Below are 19249 nucleotides of genomic sequence, written 5' to 3' on the forward strand. Positions count from 1 at the left end.
AGGATCGGCGGCAGCGCACGCGGTCGGGGGAGCGAGTCGGGGTGGACGCCGGGTTGGTCGGTCGGCGGCGCCAACTGGGCGCCGTCGCTGCGGCGTTCGCGGACGCGGCCGACGGCCGTCCACGGGTCGTGTCGATCGAGGGCGACGGCGGCGCGGGCAAGACGGCCCTGGCCAGGCGGTCGATCGCCGATCTCGCCGTGGAACACCGCGCCGTCGTCGTGACCGGGGACGAGCTGACCGCTTCGGTTCCGTTCGCCGCGCTCGGGCCGCTGGTCGACGTCCCGTCCGGGACGACGGTGGTCGAGGCGGCCCGGCTGGTGATCGGCCGCCTGGCGGAACTGGCCGACGCCGCCGGGCTCTTGGTCGTGCTCGTCGACGACCTTCACTGGGTTGACCTGGCGTCTCGCCAGTCGCTGGCCATCGCCGCCGGACGTCTCGAACACGAGCCGGTGGCGATCGTCGTCACGGCGCGTCCGGAACACGGCGGCGCCGACGACGGCTGGGCCAGGCTGCGCAACGACGCGGGCCGCTGCGTCCGGGTCCGCGTCGGCGGGCTCGGCGCGGACGACGTCGCCGCGCTCGCCGCCCAGCGCGGCATGCCGCTGACCTCGGCGGCGGCGCGGCGGCTCACCGACCACACCGGCGGAAACGCCCTGTACGTCACGACGCTGCTGGACGACGTCCCACCGGAGGTGCTCAACCGCACGGGCGAGGCGCTGCCGGTCCCGGCGGACCTGTCGGCGCTGGTCGCCGCGAGGTTCGCGGGGCTGGACGCCGGTCCGGCGGCGCTGCTGGGCGCGCTCGCCGTGCTCGCCCGTCCGGCACCGTTGCCGCAGGTCGCGGAGGTGGCCGACAGCGCGGACCCGGCAGCGGACTGCGACGGCCTGCTCTCGACGCGCTGGGTGGAGCGGCGCCCCGGCGGGGCGGGCCTAGCCCGGCTCGCCTTCGTCCACCCGCTGATGCGGCAGGCCGTCTACGACACGCTGCCGCTGGACGACCGCCGCCGCCTGCACCTCGCCGCGGCGCGCGTCGGCGACCGGCGCGGCGCACTCGCCCACCGCGTCGCCGCGGCCGACCGGGTCGACGAGGCGCTGGCCGCCGAACTCGAAGCGGAGGCCCGGTCGGCGTCCGCGCCCGACGACGCCGGAACCGCCGCGCGGATGCTGCGCTGGGCCGCCGACCTCACACCGGAGCGCGCGGCCCGCGAGCGGCGGCTCCTCGGCGCCGCCCGGCTCGCCGTCGACGCCGCCGACCCGGCGCTGGACGAGCTGGTCCCGGCCGTCGCCGCCTGCGCGGACGGCCCGGAGCGCGACCTCGTCCTCGGCACGGCCGCCTGGCGGGCGGGCGACTCGGGCGAGGCGATCCACCGGCTGCGGCGTGCCGCGTCCGGCGCCGACGTGGCGGTCGAGGCGCTGGTCCGGTTGGCGGACGTGTTCGTCGTCCTCGGCCACGGGCAGGCGGCGATCGACGCGGCGGCCGAAGCGCTGGACCGCGAGCCGTCCGACGAGCGGACCCGGCTGGCGGCATGGGCGAGCCGCGCCCTCGGCGTCGCCTCGCGCGACGGAGCGATCGCCGGACTGGCGGTGCTGCGCGACCTTCTGCCGTCCCGCCCGGACGAATGCGCCCCGGCGGAGAACGGACTCCTCGCACTCCGCGGACTCCTCGGCTGGTTCGCCCTCCGTCCCACGGCCGCCCTCGACGACCTCACCGCCGTCCTGGCGCGGCCCGCGGTCACGCTGGAACGGCGCCGCCGCGCGCAGCTCGACGTGGCGCAGTGCCAGTACGTGATCGGCCGCTGGGACGAGGCGACGGTGCACGCCCGGCTCGTCCTGGAGCTGTCCGACGGCGAGCGCGAGCGGGACGCGGGGATCGCCCACCAGGTGCTGGCCGGGATCGCCGGGGGACGGGGCGACTGGCACGCGGCGGTCGTCCACTTCGACGCGGCACGGCGGCTCGCCGCGACGTTCGGCACCCCCGAACTCGCCCTCGCCGCCCGCCTCGCCGGCTTCGCCGTCGCCCAGGCCCGCGGAGCGCACGCCGAGATCGCGGGGCTGGTCTCGACGGCCGACGCCGCGACGCCGCCCGTCCTGTCGACGCTGTCGGTGTACCACCCGGGCGCGTCCGCGCACATCGAGGCGGGCGACCTCGACATCGCCGTCCGGCTCGCCGACCGCCTCGCCGCCGACGCCGAGCGCCGCCGCGTCGACGTGTCCGCGCAGGTGGCCGACCTGCGCGGCCGCGCCGCCGCCAGGCGCGGCGACCCGGCGGCCGCCGACCGGCACCTCGCCGAAGCCGCCGCCGCGATCACCGCCGACACGCCCGTCCTCATCGCCGCGGGCATCCACCTGGCCCGCGGGCGGCTGCTGCGGGCACGGGCCCGCCGCCACGACGCGATCGCCGCGCTGGCCGAGGCCCGCACGATCTACGAGAGCCTCGGCGCCCGCCCCTACCTCGACCGCGTCGACGCCGAACTGACCGACGCGGGCCTGTCCCGCCCGACCCGCCGCCGCTCGCCGCTGGACCTCACCCCTCGCGAACAGGACGTCGTCACACTCGCCGTCCGCGGCCGCTCCAACAAGGAGATCGCCGCCGAACTCTTCGTCAGCGAAAAGGCCGTCGAATACCACCTGCGCAACACCTACGCCAAGCTCGGAATCACCTCAAAACGCGACCTACGCACCCACCTCTGAACCCTGCCCTCGGTCGGCGGCGGACTGTTCACCACGCCGCTGACCGGCATCGTCACCTCCGGTGTCGCCCCGGCCGACGCGGGGGCCGCGTCCGGGCTCGTGAACACGGCGAAGTAGATCGGCGGCGCGCTCGGGCTGGCCGTCCTGATCGTCCTCACTGGGGAGTACGCCTACACCCGGCAGGGCCTCGCCGACGGGTACGGCCGGGCGTTCGCGCTCACCGCGCTGGCCCTCGCGGCGGTCGCCGTCCTCGCGTCCCGTCGTGATACCTGACGCGACTGCCAGGGCCTTTTCGCGGAGGGGGTTGCATCCGGTACCGGGGTACAGGCTTACCTTCGAGACATGGAACCACGGCAAGTACCGGACGATCACGGGTGGGCGCCGCGGGCGTGCACGCTGCCGACCGTGGAGCGGCCGCTGCGGGTGGCCGAGTTCGACGCGCTGTTCGCCGAGGCGGTGACCGCCGTCGAGCCCGCCGGGCCGGGCCGGGTGCGGCTGGTGCTGCGTCCCGACCCGGAGGTGGCCGGACGGGCCGCCGAGCTGGCGGCCCGCGAGACCGGATGCTGCTCGTTCTTCACCTTCACCCTGACCGCCACCGGAGGCGCGCTGGCCCTCCAGGCCGGTGTCGACGAGCGACACACCGAGGTGCTGGACGCGCTGGCCGCCCGCGCGAGCGAGTTGAGCGCGTCCGGCGGAGCCTCCGGGACGCGGCCGTGACCACCGTCGACGGCGGCGCGGACGGCCGGTTGCGCAGCGGCCAGGTCGCCGCCGCCGCCGGGGTGAACCAGCAGACGCTCCGCTACTACGAGCGGCGCGGCCTACTGCACGAGCCGGAGCGGACACCGGGCGGCCACCGCCTGTACCCGGCCGAGGCCGTGACGCTGCTGCGCGTGATCAAGACCGCGCAGCGCCTGGGCTTCACCTTGGAGGAGGTCGCCGACCTGCTGGAGGCCGGAACCCACCGCCACAGGCACCGGCGTGCGGACGCCGGGCTGCGGGAGAGCGCCCGTGCCAAGCTCGCCGAGGTGGAAGCCAAGATCACCGACCTCCAGGTCATCGCGGACACACTCCGCCAGGCACTGGACGCCGGATGCGACGACCTGGTCGCCTGCGCCGCCGAGGAGAGTTGCCCCCTGCCCTTCGCCGATCTGGCGACCACCAACGCGGGACCGGGATGCCGATGCTGACCGTGAAGGGGGCGCGCTCATGACGGACGTCGCCAGGTCCATCGCCCTGTTCGTTCTGGCCGCGTTCGCTGAGATCGGGGGCGCCTGGCTGGTGTGGCAGGGCGTCCGCGAGCATCGCGGGTGGATCTGGATCGGGGCGGGCATCATCGCGCTCGGGCTCTACGGGTTCGTGGCCACCCTTCAGCCCGACGCCAACTTCGGGCGGATCCTGGCCGCCTACGGCGGCGTCTTCGTCGCGGGTTCGCTGGCCTGGGGCATGGTCGCGGACGGGTTCCGTCCCGACCGCTGGGACGTCACGGGCGCCCTGATCTGCCTCGTCGGCGTCGCGGTCATCATGTACACCCCGCGCGGCTGAACCAGCCCTGACGGCCCGGTGAAACCCGGGCGCCTATCTCAATGGGGGAGGCGTTGACGTCCTCCCATTTCATTGGACGGTCGGGCTGACGGCCGTGATCAAGAGGTGGGCTGATGACTCGCAAGACGTTCAGGTCCCGGGCGGTCGCCATTGCCGGAACGGCCGCGCTCGGCATTGCCGGGACGGGCCTGGCGGCCCCCGCGCGTGCGGCGGCGCCGCATTACACGCTGACGGTCGGCCCGGCGGCGGCGCAGCGCTACACCGACATCAACGACCGGGGCGACATCATCGGCATCGGGCAGCAGCCGGGCGCGCAGAACGGGCAGGCGTTCATCATCAAGGCCGGGACGAGCACGCCGCAATTCCTGTCCACGCCGAGCGACCCGGGAAACACCCAGCAATACACCGAACCACTCGCGGTCAACAACAATGGCGTCACCGTCGGGGACACCTACCTGACCCCGACCACCGGGCCGGTCTTGAACGTCCACCGCCCGACCCGGTGGGACGGGCCCGGCGCGACCGGCGTGGACCTCGGCGTCGATCCGAACAAGTCGTTCTTCGACGTCAGGGCCACCGGCATCAACGACAGCGGCCTGATCGTCGGCAAGACCCTCCAGGCGGACGACCACACCCACGCCTGGACGGTGAACGGAACGACGATCACCCAGCTTCCGCCATTGCCCGGCGGTACGGAGGCCCGCGCGAACGGGGTCAACAACGACGGCGTGATCGTGGGGTCGGCCATCGCCGCCGACAAGGCCACCGTTCCCGCCGTCGAGTGGGTGGGCGGCAAGATCCGGAGCCTGGGAATCCTGCCCGGCGGCACCTATGCCGAGGCCAGGGCCGTCAATTCCTCCGGTGTGGCGGTCGGCCAGTCCACCGTCACGACCGGCAAGGAACTCGGCCTTTCCCATGCCGTCGTATTCAGCGGCGGTAACGTGACCGACCTCAACGTCCCCGGCACCGGACGCGGGGACACCGTGGCCCACGCCGTCAACGACGACGGCACGATAGTCGGCCAAGCCGTCGCCACCGGATTCGTCTACCAGAACGGCGTCGCCACCGACCTCAGCACGCTCATCCCGGCGGGCTCCGGCTTCCATATCCTCACGGCCACCGGAATCAACAACCACGGCGACATCGTCGGTCTGGCCACCAAGACCGCGAACGGCACGGGCACGCGCTACCCCGTCCTGCTCACTCCCACCGAATAGCTACGAGAGTGGCCGCCCAGCACGGGACGCGGCCTATCCCGTGCTGGGCGGTTTTCCGTGGCGGGCGTAATGGCGCGCGGCGCGGGCGCGGTTGCCGCAGGCCGTCGAGCACCATTCCCGGCGCGGATGGTTCTTGATGAAGTACAGCACGCAACCCGGGGCGAGGCAGGCGCGCAGTTCGAGGTCCCGCCACCGGCCGAAGAAATGGACGGCTTCGGCGGCCATCGCGCTGACGAACAGCTCGCCCGGCGGGCCGGTCACCCGGAACTCCTCGATGACGTCGCCGCCCTCGGTCAGTTCGAGGATCGGCGTGGCCCGCGCCGAGCCCGCGTGCTCGTTGACCGTCCGGACGGCCGCCTCCAGTTCCGCGATCGCGGACGCGGCCGACTCGCGGGGGTCGCCCGTCAGCTCCGCCGCGAGTCGGCGCAGCGCGTCGCGCAGGCCGCGGAGGCGGGCCAGCCCGTCCTCGGTCAGCCGGTCGGCGCTGCCGGCCAGGGGCGCGTCCAGCCGCGGGGCCACCGCGCCGAGCCAGCGGCGGGCGCTCTCCGCGCTGGTCAGCGCGTCGTGGACGCCGTGCCGGTCGGCGAAGACCGTGTTCATCAGCTCGACCGGCAGCGCCTGTCCCAGCAGCGGGGGCGAGGTGGGCATCCCGCCAGTCTACGGCGTTCTAACGGATACTTCGTGATTTATCCGTTTGACAGCAGGCGGGCCGCACACCTACCGTTCTAACGGATGTAGCGCATCTCGTCCGTTAGAAGGGTCCGTCCATGACCGAGTCACGTCCGCCGTTCCCGCCGTTCGACGAGGAGTCGGCCCCGCAGAAGGTGCAGGCCGCCGAGGACGCCTGGAACACGCGCGACCCGCACCGGGTCAGCCTCGCCTACACCCCCGACTCCGTTTGGCGGAACCGCGACACCTTCGTCACGGGACGGGACGAGATCGTGGAATTCCTCACGGCGAAATGGGAGCGCGAGCAGGACTACGTCCTACGCAAGAGCCTGTGGGGTTTCCGCGGCCACCGAATGGCCGTCCGCTTCCAGTACGAGTGGCACGACTCGGACGGCCAGTGGTGGCGCAGCTACGGCAATGAATTGTGGCAGTTCGCCGACAACGGGCTCATGAGCCGCCGCGAAGCCAGCATCAACGACGTGCGGATATCCGAGGCCGACCGCCGCTGGTTCGGGCCGCGCCCCGACGACGAGCGCGGCCCCGGCCACGACATTCCTCTTCAGTGATTCCCGGCGAGCGTCAGCGGACGTCCACGTAGTCGTCGGCGCCGGTGACGGGCATGTAGGTGGCGCTGCCCGCGTAGACGGCGCGCCAGGTGCCGTCCTGCTTGGCGGTGAAGGACTTGCGGAACACCCCGTCGGACGCGCTGCGCGTCGTCCCGGCGAGCGTCCACGACGACGCCCCGGCCCGCCGGAAGTAGATCTTCACCGTCGCGCCCGACCCGGGCTTCCACCCGCCCACGTTCCGGCTCAGCTTGCCCTGCACCGTCAGCGCCTTGCCCTTGCGGACGGGCTCCGGAGCGGCGTTGAACGAGCTGATGGCGGTCGCGTACCGGGCGTCGACGAAGTCGGTCCCGCTCACGACCGGGCGGTACGCGGACGACCCCGCGTAGCGCACCCGCCAGTACCCGTCGCGCGCGGCGGGCGCACCGACCGAGAACGCCCCGGCGGAGTCGGTCGTCCCCCGGCCGACGCGCGTCCACCCGGACGTGCCGTTCGCGGAGAACTCGACGTCCACGGTGGCGTCCTTCACGGCCGCGCCGTTCGACAGGAGCCGTCCCGACGTCGTGACCGTCCCGTTGAGGGCGACGGGCTCCGGCCCGGCGTTCGCCCCGCTGAACGCGGTGACGGCCCGCGCCGTCCCGACCTCCAGCGGCTGCCGGACCTCGCTCTGCGTGAAGAAGCCGGTCGAGTTGGGCGTGTAGTGGACGACCAGCTCGCCCGGGGTCGCCGCGAACGAGAACTCGAACGATCCGCCCGCGCCGAGCTTCTCGACCCTCCCGATGTACCGGGAGTCGCCGCCGTCGAACGGGAGGATCCACGCCTGGACCTCCTCGCCGATGCCGAGGAACACCGGCCCGCCGGTCCCGGCGCGCACCAGCTCTCCCCGGACGGTGACCGTGCTGCCCGCCGGGACGGGGTCGGGCGCGCTGAGCCGCGCCGAGATCGCCGTGGCGGTCTGCTTGAACGTGACCGGAACCGTCTCCCGGCCCTCGCACACCACGCCCTTCGCGGCGTTGGCGAGCACGGGCCGCCGGTCGGCGTCGCCCCCCACCGTGAACCGTCCGTCGGCGCCGGTCTCGGTGGTCCCCGGCGTCCCGAGGAGGCTGACGGGCAGGCCGCTCGCCGGCCTGGGGGCGGCGCCCTTGGACGTCCGGTAGGAGATGGCGCCGGACGCGGTCACCGTCCGGTGGTCGGCGTCGGCCACCGCCGGTGCCGCTTTGACGCCGGAGTACACCGGCAGGTAGCACGCCTGGAAGGTGTTGGAGTTCTGGGCGAGCAGGCGGCCGTTCGCGTCCTCCGCGTAGGCGACGGCCCAGTGCTCGCCCGGGTGCTCCTCGACGGAGACCGGCACGGAGCCCTGCCAGGTGCCGTCCTGCGCGGTCCCCTTGATCAGCCGGAGGTCTCCCAGCGCCGCCCAGCTCCCGCCGAACTGCGAGTCGGCGAGCCACGCCCGCACCCGCGCGACGCCCTCGCCCTTGACGTCCACCGTGACGGTCACGGGGTGCGCGGGGTTGTCGCGGTCCAAGGTCGGACTCACGAACACGTAGGGGGCCGCGTACGCGGACGCGGCGGGCGCGGCGACCACGACAAGAGGCGCCGCCAACACGGCGGCGGAGAACAGAGCACGAAAACGGCGATGCACGGAATGCCTCCTAGGGCTGCTCTTCACCCAGGAGGACGCCGCACCCAGCCGCCAAGATCACAAATTTAAGATCACGAATCGGTCACTGGTCGTTTCGAGGTGACTGGCGCGGGAAACCCGGAGCCGGAGCCAGGCGGGTGATCACGTCTGCGTAGGGCCACACGCCGTCGACCGGGATCGGGTACACGACGGGCATGTCGACCCCGGCCTTCCGGTACTCCTCGATCCGGGCGCGGCAGGCGGCCGGGTCGCCGTGGGCGACGAACGAGTCCGCGACCTGCTGCGGGACGTGCCGCACCGCCCCGGCCAGGTCGCCCGCGCCGACCAGCTCGCGGACGGCGTCGAGCGGATCCCCGAACAGGCTCGGCGCGGCGGGATGCAGCGCGTAGCGCGGGACGACGGCCCGCGCCCCGCGTGCCGCGGCCTCCGCGTCGTCCGACAGGCTGGTGTGCACGACGCAGGAGATCTCGACGTCCGCCGGGTCGCGTCCCGCCTCCATGGCGGACTCTCGGACGATCGCCACAGCCTCGGCGGCCCGGTCCGGTGACATGAGGTTGAGGATCACGCCGTCCGCCACGCGGCCCGCCAGCCGCAGCATGCGGGGGCCGAGCGCGGCCAGGTGGACGGGCAGGTCGGCGCGGTGCGGCGGACGGTCGAACAGCACCCGCCCGGTCCGGAAGACGGCGCCGTCGAAGCCCGGCCCGCCGGCCAGCGCCGCGCGGAGCACCGCCACGTACTCCTCGATCATCTGGAGCGGCGGCAGCGGCGGCAGGCCGAGCTGGGCGTTCCGGGCCGCGTTCGCGAGGCCGAGGCCGAGCCGGAAACGGCCGCCGGACATGTCGTCCAGGTGGACGGCGGTCCTGGCCATGAGCACGGGCGGGCGCAGCGCGGCGTTGGCGATCGCGGTGCCCACGGTCACCGTCCGGGTCGCCGCGATCAGCGGCTGGCAGAGCGCCAGGGCGTCGCCGTTCACCTCGGCGACGAACACGGCGTCGTATCCGGCGTCCTCGGCGGCGCGGGCCAGCCCGCTCAGCTCCGCGTGCGGCAGCGCGCTGTTGGACGCGATGGACAGGCCGAGGCTCATCCGGCCGCCCCTCTCGGTCTAGATGATCAGTTCGTCGATCTCCCGCACCGCGTCCGCGAGGGCGGCGACGATCTTGCGGCGGGTGGGGACGTTCATACGGCTGGCGGGAACGGAGATGTTGAGCGCAAGCGGGGAGTGGTTGGAGCGCGGCAGGGCCACGGCCACCGACATCACGCCCTCCTCGCTCTCCTCCTTGCTGGTCGCGTAGCCCTTGCGGCGGACGTCCCTGAGCGCGTCGAGGAGGGCGTCGCGGGAGTCGATCGACGCGGCGGTCGTCTGTTCGAGCTTGGCCTCGGGGTACAGCGCGACCAGGTCGTCGTCCGACAGCTGGGCGAGCATGGCCTTCCCGGTCGACGTGCAGTGCGCGAGCATCGACCGGCCGAGACGGGACCCCACGCGGACGGCCCGCGGGCTCTCGATCGAGTCGATGAAGCGGACCATCTGCCCTTCGAGGGTCCCGAGGTGGACGGTCTCCTGGAGTTCGGCGTTGAGCCGCTCCAGCACCGGACGCGCGCGTTCGCGCACGTCGAGGCGGCCCAGCAGGGAGAAGGCGATCTTGTCGAGGGTCGGCCCCGGCTCGTACATCCGGGACTGGCGGTTCTGCCGGACGAAGCCGCGGTACTGGAGCATCGCGAGGAGCCGGTGCGCGGTGGACGAGGCGACGCCGAGGTAGTCCCCGGCGTCGGTCAGGCGCAGGGAGCCGCGCTCGCCGATCAGCCAGAGCAGCCGGAGGGCGTTGTCGACCGACTCGATCGGGTACTGCGGGGGAGCGGAGTGCTCCGGCTCGGCGGGCGGATCCGCGTCCGGACCGGCGGCGTGATCGGGCATTGGTGCCTTTCTGGCGGTTGTCTTGGGGCGCGGGTCGTGTGCGCGTCGGGCGACGTCCGACGGTCCCGATCGGGACTCTCCATTATCGCTCCGACATGGGCGACGCGGAGTGCCGCGACCACCGCGCGAATACCGCGCCGGGCGGGTCAGGTCGCGGCGGTCAGCGCGTAGAGCTCGTAGACGAGCGTGCTGCCGGTCCGGCGGCCGAGGCCCACCGCTTGGACCCTGTTCAGCCACCCGTACCGCTCGTCGTCGGTCTCGAAGGTCGGCGCGGTGAAGATGACGCCGCCGTCCGCGGGCGGCTTGTCGGCCTTCCCCTGGTAGGTCATGGCGATGACGGCGCCGTCGTCGGTGCGCAGCAGGATCCGGGCGTCCACGCTGACCGAGTCGTCCGCGTGGACGCGCACCCAGTCGCTGGCGCTGCGTCCGAGCTGGCTCGCCCGGACCCGGTCCCCCTCCCACCGGCAGTCGGCGGCCTCGCCGATCAGCCGCCCGCCCGCCGGGGTCGACGGGAGCTTCGTGTGCCGCTCGATCGTGATCGTCAGCGTGCCCAGCGGGTCCAGCTCGATGCCCACGCGGTCTCCTTCTGGCAGGTCGGGGGTTGACATCCGATGACCAGAAAAGCATTCTGCATTGAAGAAATCAACCGATACCCTCGCTGATCAGAGAGGCCAGCCATGACTGGATTCGACCGACCTCGGGGCCTCAACCACGTCGCGTACGTGACCCGTGACACCGCGGCGACCAAGCGCTTCTACACCGAGCTGCTCGGCTTCCGGCTGGTCGGCTACGCCATGGACGACAGCGTGGGCAGCACCGGCGAGCCGATGACCTTCCTGCACACGTTCTTCGAGATGGGCGACGGCTCGTGCATCGCGTTCTTCGAGATCGAGGGGCTCGACGCCGACCACCACGACTCCCCGCTGCCGCGCTGGGCGCCGCACATCGCGCTCTCGCTGGACAGCCTGGAGGAGGTGGAGGCCGCCCGCGACCGCCTGGTCGAGGCCGGTATCGAGGTCAAGGGCGTCGTCGACCACGAGGGCATCTGGTCGTCGATCTACTTCTTCGACCCCAACGGCGTGCGCCTGGAGCTGACGTACCAGAACCGTCCGCTGAACGACGACGACGCGGCGGCCGCGGAGAAGGCCGTGCGCGCCTGGCAGGACGAGCACGGCGCGGCCCGCGCATGACGCTCGCGTCCACCCGGCACGCGGTGGCCGACGCCGACGCGGCGCAGGACCTGTTCATCCGGAACGGCTGGGGCGACGGGCTGCCCGTCGTCCCGCCGACGCCGGAGCGGGTCGAGCGCTTCGTCGAGGCGTCCGGCATCCCGGCCGACCGGGTGATCGGACGGCTGCCCGAGCAGGGCGCCGCGCTCACCCTGGAGAAGATCGCGGTCAACGCGGTCGCCGCGGGCTGCCGCGAGGAGTCCATGTCGGTGCTGGTCGCGACCGTCCGCGCCCTCACCCGCGAGCCGTTCAACCTGCACAGCACCACGGTCAGCGGCGCCACCGCGCCGCTCCTGATCATCAGCGGGCCGGTGGTGGACCAGCTGAACGTCAACACCTCGTTCAGCCTGTTCGGGCCCGGCCACCACGCGAACGCCACGATCGGCCGGGCGGTCCGGCTCATCCTGCAGAACCTGTGCGGCGGCGTGCCGGGCGTCCTGGACAAGTCCACCTTCGGGCATCCGGGCAAGTACGCCTACTGCATCGGCGAGAGCACGACGTTCCCGCACGCGGCCGGATGGCCGCCGCTGCACGCCGACCGGGGCGTGCCCGCCGACCAGAGCGCCGTGACGGTGTTCGCCGGTGAGGCGCCGGTCAACGCGCGCAACGACTGGGCGAGCGAGCCCGGCCCCATCCTCGCGACGATCGCCGACGCGATGCTGCCGTGCCACTACACCGGCGGGAGCTTCGTCGTGGTGATCGGCCCCCGGCACGCCGAGATCATCCAACGAGCCGGGATGACGAAGGCGGACGTGCGCGAAGAGCTGTTCCGACTGGCGAGGCGCAGCGTCGGAGCGCTCCGCCGCGCGGGCCGCCTGCCGGACACCGCGACGCCCGAGGACGAGGGCGAGGAGCGCACCGTCGTCCGCCGCCCCGAGGACATCCTGATCACCGTCGCCGGGGGCGACGCCTACGGATACTCGGCGGTCGTCCCGTACTGGGTCGGCGGCCACGAGTCCGCACCCGTCACCGAAGGGCTTTCCCCGCAGGAGGCGGAGCGTTGCCAAATACCCCGGAGGGAGACGTCATGACAGAGGGGCTCGTCGTCCTTGATCCGACCGCTGACGTTCCGCGTGAGACGTCCGGGGCGTTGCCCCGTCCGGCGACGCTGGCCGGGCTCGCGGTCGGGTACCTCGACAACGGCAAGCCGAACAGCGACCGCTTCCTCACCCTGCTGTCCGCGCGGCTGCGCGAGGACGGCGCCCTCGACGCGGCGTGGGCGCGCAAGCCCAGCATCGGGCGCGTCGCGTCCGACGAGATGCTCGACGACCTCGCCGCGCAGTGCGACGTCGTGGTGACGGGGGTCGGCGACTGCGCCGGTTGCTGCTCGTGCACGGTGCGGGACGCGATCGCGCTCGAACGCCGAGGCGTCCCGACCTACGTCGTGTGCACCACGGAGATGGTCACCACGGCGAAGATCGCGGCGCGGGCGGCGGGCGTCCCCGAGCTGCCGCTGACCGTCATCGACCATCCGCTCGGCTCGCTGACCGACGACCTGCTCGCCGTGCGTGCGGACGTCGCGCTCGGCCAGATCCGCGGGCGGGCGGACCGGTGACGGCGGCCGAGCGGGTCGCGATCGTCACCGGCGGCGGGCAGGGACTCGGCCGCGCGTACGCGGCCCGGCTGGCGCTGGCGGGGAACCGCGTCGCCGTCGTGGACGTAGCGGGCGACGCGGCCCGCGCCGCCGCCGAGGCCATCGCCGCCGACGCCGGCGCGGACCGGGTGAGCGCGCACGAGGCCGACGTCACCGACGAGGACCAGGTAGGCGCGTTCGTCGCCGCGGTGGTCGAACGCTGGGGACGGATAGACGCCCTGGTCAACAACGCGGGCGGCGCGCTGCTGCCGTCCGCGCCGTTCGACTCGTTCGCCCGCGCCGACTGGACGCGCGTCCTCGACGTGAACCTGACCGGGCAGTGGCTGTGCGCGCGGGCGGTCGTCCCGCACATGCGCGCCGCCGGGCACGGCAAGATCGTGAACGTCAGCTCGACCATGGTGTCGAAGGGCCTGCCGGTCGGGCTCGCGCCCTACGTCGCGGCGAAAGCAGGGGTGGTCGGCCTGACGCGGGCGCTCGCGCGCGAGCTGGGCCCGGACGGGATCCGCGTGAACGCCATCGCGCCCGGCTACATCCCCGTCGAGACGAGGAAGACGGTGCACACCCCGCAGGCGGCGACGGCACTGCTGGAGCGCATGAAGAGCGAGCAGTGCCTGCCCGTGGTCGGCGTCCCGGACGACCTCTGCGGCGCGGTGGAGTTCCTGTGCTCCCCGGCCTCGGACTTCATCACCGGGCAGGTCGTGAACGTCGACGGCGGCTGGGCCCACGGCTGACGGCGGCCCCGCCCGCCCCCGCTCCCTCTCGCGGCGTCCGCGCGGCGCCGCGGCCCCGGCGCGCCCGCATGCCGTCCACATGTGGTCCGACCAGCGCGAACATCCGCCAGGAAGGCCCCGCGAAGGTCTTTACGGACGCACCCGCAATCGCTATTCTCCAGAAACTAATTCTGGAGAAAAGAGAATCTGGTCGCCGAGACCGTGCTCAGCAGGCGCTTCGCACGCTCGCCAGATGAAGGGATCCACGATGATCACAACCGGCACCGCCGGTCGCGTCGCGGTCGGGCTGACCGTCGCCGCGCTGGCCCTGGCGGCCTGCGGCGGCGAGGGCTCCGACTCGGGCGGCGGGTCCAAGACCCTCAAGATCGGCCTCGTCACCAGTTCCGCCGGACCGTTCGCCAGCAACGCGAAGACGATGGTGGCGGGCGCCGAGTACGCCGTGAAGCTGCTGAACGACGCGGGCGGCGTCGGCGGCGTCAAGCTGGAGCTGGTCAAGGTCGACAGCCAGAACAAGCCGACCGCAACCGCGACGCTCATCCCCGAGCTGGCCGCGAAGCAGAAGGTCCTCGCGATCGTCGGCCCGGTCGACAGCGCGGGCTGCGAGGTCGCCTGCTCGGCCGCCAACAAGCTCAAGGTGCCGATCGTGAGCCCCGGCGCGGCGCGTCCCGGCGTGCTGCAGAACTCCCGCCCGTACGGCTTCACCATCGCCCAGCCGGACGCCGACAACAGCACCCCCGTGCTCGCCAAGATCATTCAGAGCAGGAAGCTGAAGCGCGCCGCGATCATCAGCGACGAGGCCAACGCCACCACGAAGGCCCAGGCGGACCTGTTCCGCAAGGTCTTCGGCAGCAACGGCGTCGAGATCGTCAAGAGCGTGACGTTCAAGAGCGGCGACTCCAGCTTCGCCTCGCAGGTGACCTCGATCGCCGCCGCGAAGCCGGACGTGCTGGCCCTCGCCGCCGGTCCGGACGACGCGGGCCGCATCGCCCGGGAGGCGCGCAGCCAGCGCCAGGACTTCACGCTGCTCGGCACCGGCTCGCTCCAGTCCGGCGGCGCGGCCTACGTCGCGGCGGGCGGGAAGGACACCGAGGGCACGCTCGCCGCCGCGCAGTTCGACCCGCACAGCGAGACGCCCGCGGCGAAGCCGCTGCTGGAGGCGGCGCAGACGGCCACCGGCCAGGCCGACATCCCGCTCAACTTCGCCTACGCCTTCGACGCCGTCCACATGATCGCCAAGGCGATCGAGGAGAAGGGCGTGAAGGCCGGCGACACCGAGAAGGGCCGGGTCGCGATCCAGGAGGCGCTCAACGCCATGCAGAACTACCAGGGCATGGCCGACGCCACCACGTTCAAGGACGGCATCGCGCAGCGCCCGCAGCTCCAGGCGGTCGTCAAGGACGGCAAGTTCGTGATCGACAAGAGCGCCGGCTGACCGCATGCTCGCACAGCAGCTGTTCAACGGTCTGTTGCTCGGGGCGACCTTCTGCCTGGTCGCCCTGGGCTTCAACCTCGTCGTCGGCGCGATGGACCGGCTGAACTTCGCCCTCGGCGAGACGGCGATGCTGAGCGCCGTCCTCGGCGCGCTCATCATGACCGAGACGCCGGTTCCCTTCCTGGTGAGCTTCGCCGCCGCCACCCTGGTCGGCGGGGGCGTGGCGGTGGCGGTCTACTACCTGTCGTTCCGGTTCGTGTCCGCCGACTTCCCGACGGCGTCGATCCTCAGCAGCCTCGGCTGCGGGCTGGTGCTGACCGCCGTCGTCACCAAGGCGTTCGGCAGCCACCAGCGGACGGTCCCGGACGTGCTGTCCGGCGTCCGGCTCGACCTCGGCGCCTTCACGGTGTCCGGCGCGCAGCTCGTGATCCTGCTGCTCGCCACGCTGCTGACGGTCGGGCTCTACGTGTTCCTCGAACGCACCCCGTGGGGGACGGCGATCCGCGCGGTGTCGGACGACGCGACCGCCGCGGGCCTGCTCGGCGTCCCCGTGCAGCGGGTCATCCTGCTGACGTTCGCGCTGTCCGGCGTCCTCGCCGGGGCGGCGGGCCTGCTCACCGGGCTCGCCTACCACTCGGTCAGCCCGTTCGACGGGTTCACCACCACGCTCACCGCACTGATGATCATCGTGGTGGGCGGGCTCGGCAGCGTCTCGGGCGGCGTGCTCGCGGCCCTGCTCATCGGGCTGATCCAGACGCTGACCGTCGCCTACCTGTCGGCGACGCTCCGCGACCTGATCGTGTTCGTCCTCGTCGGCATCGTGCTGCTGGTCCGGCCGCAGGGGCTGTTCGGACGCAACGCCGGCGTGTTGGAGAGGGTCTGATGTCCAGCTTCAACGAGGCGGTCATCCTCACGGTCGGCATCAACGTCCTGCTGGCCCTCGGCTACTGGATCGCGGTCTCGACCGGCAAGTACTCGTTCGGCCACACGGCCTTCATGGCGATCGGCGCGTACACCGCGTCGATCCTGACGGTGAACTTCTCCTGGCCGCTCCCGGTCGCGATGGTCGCGGCGGGCGTCACGGCGGCCGTCGCGGGCGGGCTGATCGGCTGGATGGCGCTGCGGCTCTCGCTGCTCTACCTCGCCATCATCACGTTCGTGTTCTCCCAGCTGGTCAACCTGCTGATCTCGCAGTGGGACTACGTCGGCGGCGCCAGCGGCATGCTCGGCATGACCGGGACGACGGTGCCGCTCGTGGTCGGCTGCGTGCTGCTCGCGGTCGGCTACCTCGTGCTGCTGAGCCGGTCCCGGCTCGGCCTCGCGCACAAGGCGATCCGGGAGGACGAGCGGGCCGCGATGGCGTCCGGGCTGCGCATCACGCGCATCGCGGTGGGCGCGTTCGCCACGTCCGCCGCGGTGACGGGCGTCGCCGGGGCGCTGTCCGCGCACCAGCTCATGGTCATCACCCCGGAGCTGTTCGGCCCGCACCAGGCGCTGCTGATCATCCTCTACTGCGTGCTCGGCGGGGTCGAGTACTTCTGGGGCGCGGCCATCGGCGCCATCGCGCTGAGCCTGCTGCCGATCTACTTCGACTGGCTGAACGAGTGGTACGAGATCGTCTACGGCCTGCTGTTCGTGGCGCTGATGATCGTGCGCCCGCAGGGTCTGATCGGCCGCGGCGGCGCCGGCGGGGTCCGGCTGCCGCGGCTCATCCCGCGACGGGAGCGTGAGTCCGTTGGCTGAGCCGCTGCTGCGGGTGTCCGCGGTGACCAAGCACTTCCAGGGCGTCGAGGCGCTCGGCGCGGTCGACCTGGAGGTGGCCGGAGGGTCCGTGCACGGCGTCGTCGGACCGAACGGCGCGGGCAAGACGACCCTGCTCAACGTCGTCTCCGGCTACGTGCCGCCGGACGAGGGACGGGTCGTGCTCGGCGGGCGGGACGTCACCCGCCTCACCCCGCAGCGGCGGGTGCCGCTTGGGATCGTCCGGACGTTCCAGAACATCCGGCTGTTCGGCGGGCTGACCGTCCTGGAGAACGTGCTGCTCGGGCAGCACAGCCGGGCCGTCACCGGGGCGCGGTCGCTGTGGCCGCTGCGGACCGGCGGGGACCGGCGGCTGCGCGCCGAGGCCGAACGGTCCCTGGAGCTGTTCGGGCTGACCGACTACCGGGGCCGCCGGGCCGCCGAGTTGCCCTACGGCCTGCAGAAACAACTCGAAATGGCGCGGGCCCTCGCGGCCCGGCCGAAGGTGCTGCTGCTCGACGAGCCCGCGAGCGGCATGACCGCCGAGGACCGGCGGTCCCTCGTCCCGCGTATCCGGGAGCTGCGGGACGAGGGGCTGACCGTCGTCGTGGTCGAGCACGACATGGACGTGATCTCCAACATCTGCGACCACGTCACCGTGCTCAACTTCGGCCGCAGGCTGACCGACGGACCGCCCGGACAGGTCCTGGCCAGCGATGAGGTAAGGACGGCCTACCTTGGCACCTGAAACGGCACCTGAACCGGAAGAGCTGCTCAAGATCACCGGGTTGCGGGCCGGGTACGGCCGCGTCACCGGGGTCGCGGACGTGAGCGTCGAGGTGCGGCGCGGCGAGCTGGTCGCGGTGCTCGGGCCGAACGGCGCGGGCAAGAGCACGGTGCTGCGCGCCGTCTCCGGGATGATCCGGCCGTGGTCCGGCAGCGTCGTCCTCGACGGGCGGGACGTCACCGGCCTGCGGAGCGACCTGCTGGTGCGGGCGGGCATGGCGCACGTCCCCGAGGGGCGGCGCGCCCTGCCCCGCCTGACCGTGGAGGAGAACCTCCGGGTCGGCGCGTTCACCCGCCGCGACCGCGCGGAGGTCCGGGCGTCGCTGGACGAGGTCTTCGACCGCTTCCCCCGCCTGAAGGACCGCCGCGCGCAGAAGGCGGGCACCCTCTCCGGCGGCGAGCAGCAGATGCTCGTGATCGGCCGGGCGCTGATGGCGAAGCCGAAGCTCCTCCTGCTGGACGAGCCGTCCCTCGGCCTGTCGCCGCTGCTCGTCCGGGAGGTGTTCGCGATGATCCGCGCGCTCGCCGCCGACGGCCAGACCGTGCTGCTGGTCGAGCAGAACGTCGCCCAAGGGCTCGCCGTGGCCGACCGCGGCTACGTGCTCACCGCCGGGCGCGTCACCGCGTCCGGCCCGGCCGCCGACCTCGCCGAGGACCCGTCGCTGCTCCGGGGCTACCTCGGCTCCGCCGAATAGAAAGGGAGAACCACCGTGGCGTCTCGCCGTCGTTTCGAGGAGAGGTCCGTCATCGTCACCGGGGCCGCGTCCGGCATCGGCCGGGAGACGGCCGTCCGGTTCGCGCGCGAGGGCGCGCTGGTGACCGTCGCCGACATCGACGAGGAGGGCGCGCGGCAGACCGTCGAGGCGATCACGGCGGACGGCGGCGTCGCCCGCGCCTGCCGGACCGACGTGACGGACCCGGACGCCGTCCAGGCCATGGTGGACGGCGCCGCCGAGGCGTACGGCGGATTGCACGTCCTGCACAACAACGCCTACTGGGCGCCGCTCGGCCGCACGGTCGCCGACACGACCCTCCCCGAGTGGGACCGGACGATCGACACCACGTTGAAGAGCGTCTTCCTCGGCTGCAAGTACGCGATCCCGCACATGGTCGCCGCGGGCGGCGGCGTGATCGTCAACACGGCGTCGACGGCCGGTCTCGTGGCCACCCCGAGCTTCGCCGCCTACATGGCGGCCAAGGGCGGCGTCATCGCGCTGACCAGGTCGATCGCGTTCGACTACGGCAAGGAGGGCATCCGATGCAACGCGGTGGCCCCCGGGCTGACCAGGACGCCCGCCACCGACCCGGTCTTCCGCGACCAGGAACGGCTCGACTTCCTCACCGACAGGCTGCTCCTCGGTTACGCGGGCGAGCCGAAGGACATCGCGGAGGCCGCCCTCTACCTGGCCGGGGACGAGTCCCGCTTCATGACCGGCCAGACGATCGTGGTCGACGGCGGCCGCCTCATCGCATGACGGCTTACATGACACGAAAGGTGCGTG

Annotated in this window: 21 protein-coding genes; 16 read left to right on the forward strand and 5 right to left on the reverse strand. The window is 72.8% G+C overall.

Features of this window, described 5'->3' with window-relative positions:
- The first annotated feature begins 41 nt into the window (after positions 1 to 41).
- The 5 genes from FXF65_RS15130 (at position 42) to FXF65_RS15150 (ending at position 5449) form a co-directional block, all read left to right on the forward strand.
- Positions 42 to 2690, forward strand: a complete 2649-nt coding sequence (locus FXF65_RS15130) for a LuxR C-terminal-related transcriptional regulator (protein ID WP_148350535.1) — start codon at positions 42 to 44, stop codon at positions 2688 to 2690.
- 342 nt (positions 2691 to 3032) lie between these two features.
- Positions 3033 to 3407, forward strand: a complete 375-nt coding sequence (locus tag FXF65_RS15135) for a hypothetical protein (protein ID WP_187412300.1) — start codon at positions 3033 to 3035, stop codon at positions 3405 to 3407.
- The gene (locus tag FXF65_RS15140) at positions 3404 to 3877 is read left to right on the forward strand and encodes a MerR family transcriptional regulator (RefSeq protein WP_246198645.1); all 474 of its coding nucleotides are present in this window, start codon (positions 3404 to 3406) and stop codon (positions 3875 to 3877) included. Before FXF65_RS15135 ends, FXF65_RS15140 begins: the two co-directional genes overlap by 4 nt.
- Before the next feature lie 19 nt (positions 3878 to 3896).
- Positions 3897 to 4232, forward strand: a complete 336-nt coding sequence (locus FXF65_RS15145; protein WP_148350537.1) for a YnfA family protein — start codon at positions 3897 to 3899, stop codon at positions 4230 to 4232.
- A 113-nt stretch (positions 4233 to 4345) separates the two neighbouring features.
- Entirely contained in the window at positions 4346 to 5449 is a 1104-nt protein-coding gene (locus FXF65_RS15150; protein ID WP_148350538.1) for a hypothetical protein, read from the forward strand.
- A 33-nt stretch (positions 5450 to 5482) separates the two neighbouring features.
- Here FXF65_RS15150 and FXF65_RS15155 read toward each other — a convergent pair whose 3' ends face one another.
- Entirely contained in the window at positions 5483 to 6097 is a 615-nt protein-coding gene (locus tag FXF65_RS15155; RefSeq protein WP_148350539.1) for a CGNR zinc finger domain-containing protein, read from the reverse strand.
- Positions 6098 to 6216: 119 nt separating this feature from the next.
- On the opposite strand from FXF65_RS15155, the gene FXF65_RS15160 reads away from it, so the two are divergent.
- Positions 6217 to 6684 carry a nuclear transport factor 2 family protein gene (locus FXF65_RS15160; protein WP_148350540.1) on the forward strand — a complete coding sequence of 156 codons (468 nt, stop codon included), beginning with the start codon at positions 6217 to 6219 and terminating at the stop codon, positions 6682 to 6684.
- A gap of 13 nt (positions 6685 to 6697) precedes the next feature.
- Here the strand turns inward: FXF65_RS15160 and FXF65_RS15165 are convergent, their stop codons facing one another.
- From FXF65_RS15165 to FXF65_RS15180, 4 genes are all read right to left on the reverse strand, one after another.
- Positions 6698 to 8323 carry a hypothetical protein gene (locus tag FXF65_RS15165; protein WP_148350541.1) on the reverse strand — a complete coding sequence of 542 codons (1626 nt, stop codon included), beginning with the start codon at positions 8321 to 8323 and terminating at the stop codon, positions 6698 to 6700.
- Positions 8324 to 8405: 82 nt separating this feature from the next.
- Positions 8406 to 9407 (reverse strand): LLM class flavin-dependent oxidoreductase, encoded by a 1002-nt coding sequence (locus tag FXF65_RS15170; protein ID WP_148350542.1) that lies wholly within the window; start codon positions 9405 to 9407, stop codon positions 8406 to 8408.
- Between the two features lie 18 nt (positions 9408 to 9425).
- A complete protein-coding gene (locus FXF65_RS15175; RefSeq protein WP_148350543.1) occupies positions 9426 to 10235 on the reverse strand; it encodes an IclR family transcriptional regulator in 810 nt (269 codons plus the stop codon).
- A gap of 146 nt (positions 10236 to 10381) precedes the next feature.
- Positions 10382 to 10810 carry a DUF3237 domain-containing protein gene (locus FXF65_RS15180; protein ID WP_187412301.1) on the reverse strand — a complete coding sequence of 143 codons (429 nt, stop codon included), beginning with the start codon at positions 10808 to 10810 and terminating at the stop codon, positions 10382 to 10384.
- 102 nt (positions 10811 to 10912) lie between these two features.
- On the opposite strand from FXF65_RS15180, the gene FXF65_RS15185 reads away from it, so the two are divergent.
- From FXF65_RS15185 to FXF65_RS15225, 10 genes are all read left to right on the forward strand, one after another.
- A complete protein-coding gene (locus tag FXF65_RS15185) occupies positions 10913 to 11425 on the forward strand; it encodes a VOC family protein (RefSeq protein ID WP_148350545.1) in 513 nt (170 codons plus the stop codon).
- The gene (locus tag FXF65_RS15190; RefSeq protein ID WP_148350546.1) at positions 11422 to 12495 is read left to right on the forward strand and encodes a hypothetical protein; all 1074 of its coding nucleotides are present in this window, start codon (positions 11422 to 11424) and stop codon (positions 12493 to 12495) included. The genes FXF65_RS15185 and FXF65_RS15190 overlap by 4 nt, the downstream gene beginning before the upstream one ends.
- The gene (locus FXF65_RS43750) at positions 12492 to 13019 is read left to right on the forward strand and encodes a UGSC family (seleno)protein (protein ID WP_187412302.1); all 528 of its coding nucleotides are present in this window, start codon (positions 12492 to 12494) and stop codon (positions 13017 to 13019) included. Before FXF65_RS15190 ends, FXF65_RS43750 begins: the two co-directional genes overlap by 4 nt.
- Complete coding sequence (locus FXF65_RS15195) at positions 13016 to 13789, forward strand: SDR family NAD(P)-dependent oxidoreductase (protein WP_187412303.1); 774 nt, start codon at positions 13016 to 13018, stop codon at positions 13787 to 13789. Before FXF65_RS43750 ends, FXF65_RS15195 begins: the two co-directional genes overlap by 4 nt.
- A 247-nt stretch (positions 13790 to 14036) precedes the next feature.
- On the forward strand, positions 14037 to 15221 hold the full coding sequence (locus FXF65_RS15200; protein ID WP_222868560.1) for an ABC transporter substrate-binding protein: 1185 nt from the start codon (positions 14037 to 14039) through the stop codon (positions 15219 to 15221).
- Between the two features lie 4 nt (positions 15222 to 15225).
- Complete coding sequence (locus tag FXF65_RS15205) at positions 15226 to 16104, forward strand: branched-chain amino acid ABC transporter permease (protein WP_148350549.1); 879 nt, start codon at positions 15226 to 15228, stop codon at positions 16102 to 16104.
- Complete coding sequence (locus FXF65_RS15210) at positions 16104 to 16964, forward strand: branched-chain amino acid ABC transporter permease (RefSeq protein WP_148350550.1); 861 nt, start codon at positions 16104 to 16106, stop codon at positions 16962 to 16964. The genes FXF65_RS15205 and FXF65_RS15210 overlap by 1 nt, the downstream gene beginning before the upstream one ends.
- A complete protein-coding gene (locus tag FXF65_RS15215) occupies positions 16957 to 17709 on the forward strand; it encodes an ABC transporter ATP-binding protein (protein ID WP_222868561.1) in 753 nt (250 codons plus the stop codon). Before FXF65_RS15210 ends, FXF65_RS15215 begins: the two co-directional genes overlap by 8 nt.
- The gene (locus FXF65_RS15220) at positions 17699 to 18442 is read left to right on the forward strand and encodes an ABC transporter ATP-binding protein (RefSeq protein ID WP_246198646.1); all 744 of its coding nucleotides are present in this window, start codon (positions 17699 to 17701) and stop codon (positions 18440 to 18442) included. Before FXF65_RS15215 ends, FXF65_RS15220 begins: the two co-directional genes overlap by 11 nt.
- Positions 18443 to 18457: 15 nt before the next feature.
- Entirely contained in the window at positions 18458 to 19222 is a 765-nt protein-coding gene (locus FXF65_RS15225) for an SDR family NAD(P)-dependent oxidoreductase (RefSeq protein WP_148350552.1), read from the forward strand.
- The last annotated feature ends 27 nt before the right edge of the window (positions 19223 to 19249 follow it).

Source organism: Actinomadura syzygii, from assembly GCF_008085905.1.
Taxonomy (GTDB): domain Bacteria; phylum Actinomycetota; class Actinomycetes; order Streptosporangiales; family Streptosporangiaceae; genus Spirillospora; species Spirillospora syzygii.

What these genes read in the sequence shown, in the direction of transcription:
- FXF65_RS15160 (WP_148350540.1), top strand. Translation starts at nt 6,217, where the DNA reads ATGACCGAGTCACGTCCGCCGTTCCCGCCGTTCGACGAGGAGTCGGCC.
- FXF65_RS15210 (WP_148350550.1), top strand. Translation starts at nt 16,104, where the DNA reads ATGTCCAGCTTCAACGAGGCGGTCATCCTCACGGTCGGCATCAACGTC.
- FXF65_RS15205 (WP_148350549.1), top strand. Translation starts at nt 15,226, where the DNA reads ATGCTCGCACAGCAGCTGTTCAACGGTCTGTTGCTCGGGGCGACCTTC.
- FXF65_RS15170 (WP_148350542.1), bottom strand. Translation starts at nt 9,407, where the DNA reads ATGAGCCTCGGCCTGTCCATCGCGTCCAACAGCGCGCTGCCGCACGCG.
- FXF65_RS15135 (WP_187412300.1), top strand. Translation starts at nt 3,033, where the DNA reads ATGGAACCACGGCAAGTACCGGACGATCACGGGTGGGCGCCGCGGGCG.
- FXF65_RS15155 (WP_148350539.1), bottom strand. Translation starts at nt 6,097, where the DNA reads ATGCCCACCTCGCCCCCGCTGCTGGGACAGGCGCTGCCGGTCGAGCTG.
- FXF65_RS43750 (WP_187412302.1), top strand. Translation starts at nt 12,492, where the DNA reads ATGACAGAGGGGCTCGTCGTCCTTGATCCGACCGCTGACGTTCCGCGT.
- FXF65_RS15200 (WP_222868560.1), top strand. Translation starts at nt 14,037, where the DNA reads ATGATCACAACCGGCACCGCCGGTCGCGTCGCGGTCGGGCTGACCGTC.
- FXF65_RS15150 (WP_148350538.1), top strand. Translation starts at nt 4,346, where the DNA reads ATGACTCGCAAGACGTTCAGGTCCCGGGCGGTCGCCATTGCCGGAACG.
- FXF65_RS15190 (WP_148350546.1), top strand. Translation starts at nt 11,422, where the DNA reads ATGACGCTCGCGTCCACCCGGCACGCGGTGGCCGACGCCGACGCGGCG.
- FXF65_RS15185 (WP_148350545.1), top strand. Translation starts at nt 10,913, where the DNA reads ATGACTGGATTCGACCGACCTCGGGGCCTCAACCACGTCGCGTACGTG.
- FXF65_RS15175 (WP_148350543.1), bottom strand. Translation starts at nt 10,235, where the DNA reads ATGCCCGATCACGCCGCCGGTCCGGACGCGGATCCGCCCGCCGAGCCG.
- FXF65_RS15145 (WP_148350537.1), top strand. Translation starts at nt 3,897, where the DNA reads ATGACGGACGTCGCCAGGTCCATCGCCCTGTTCGTTCTGGCCGCGTTC.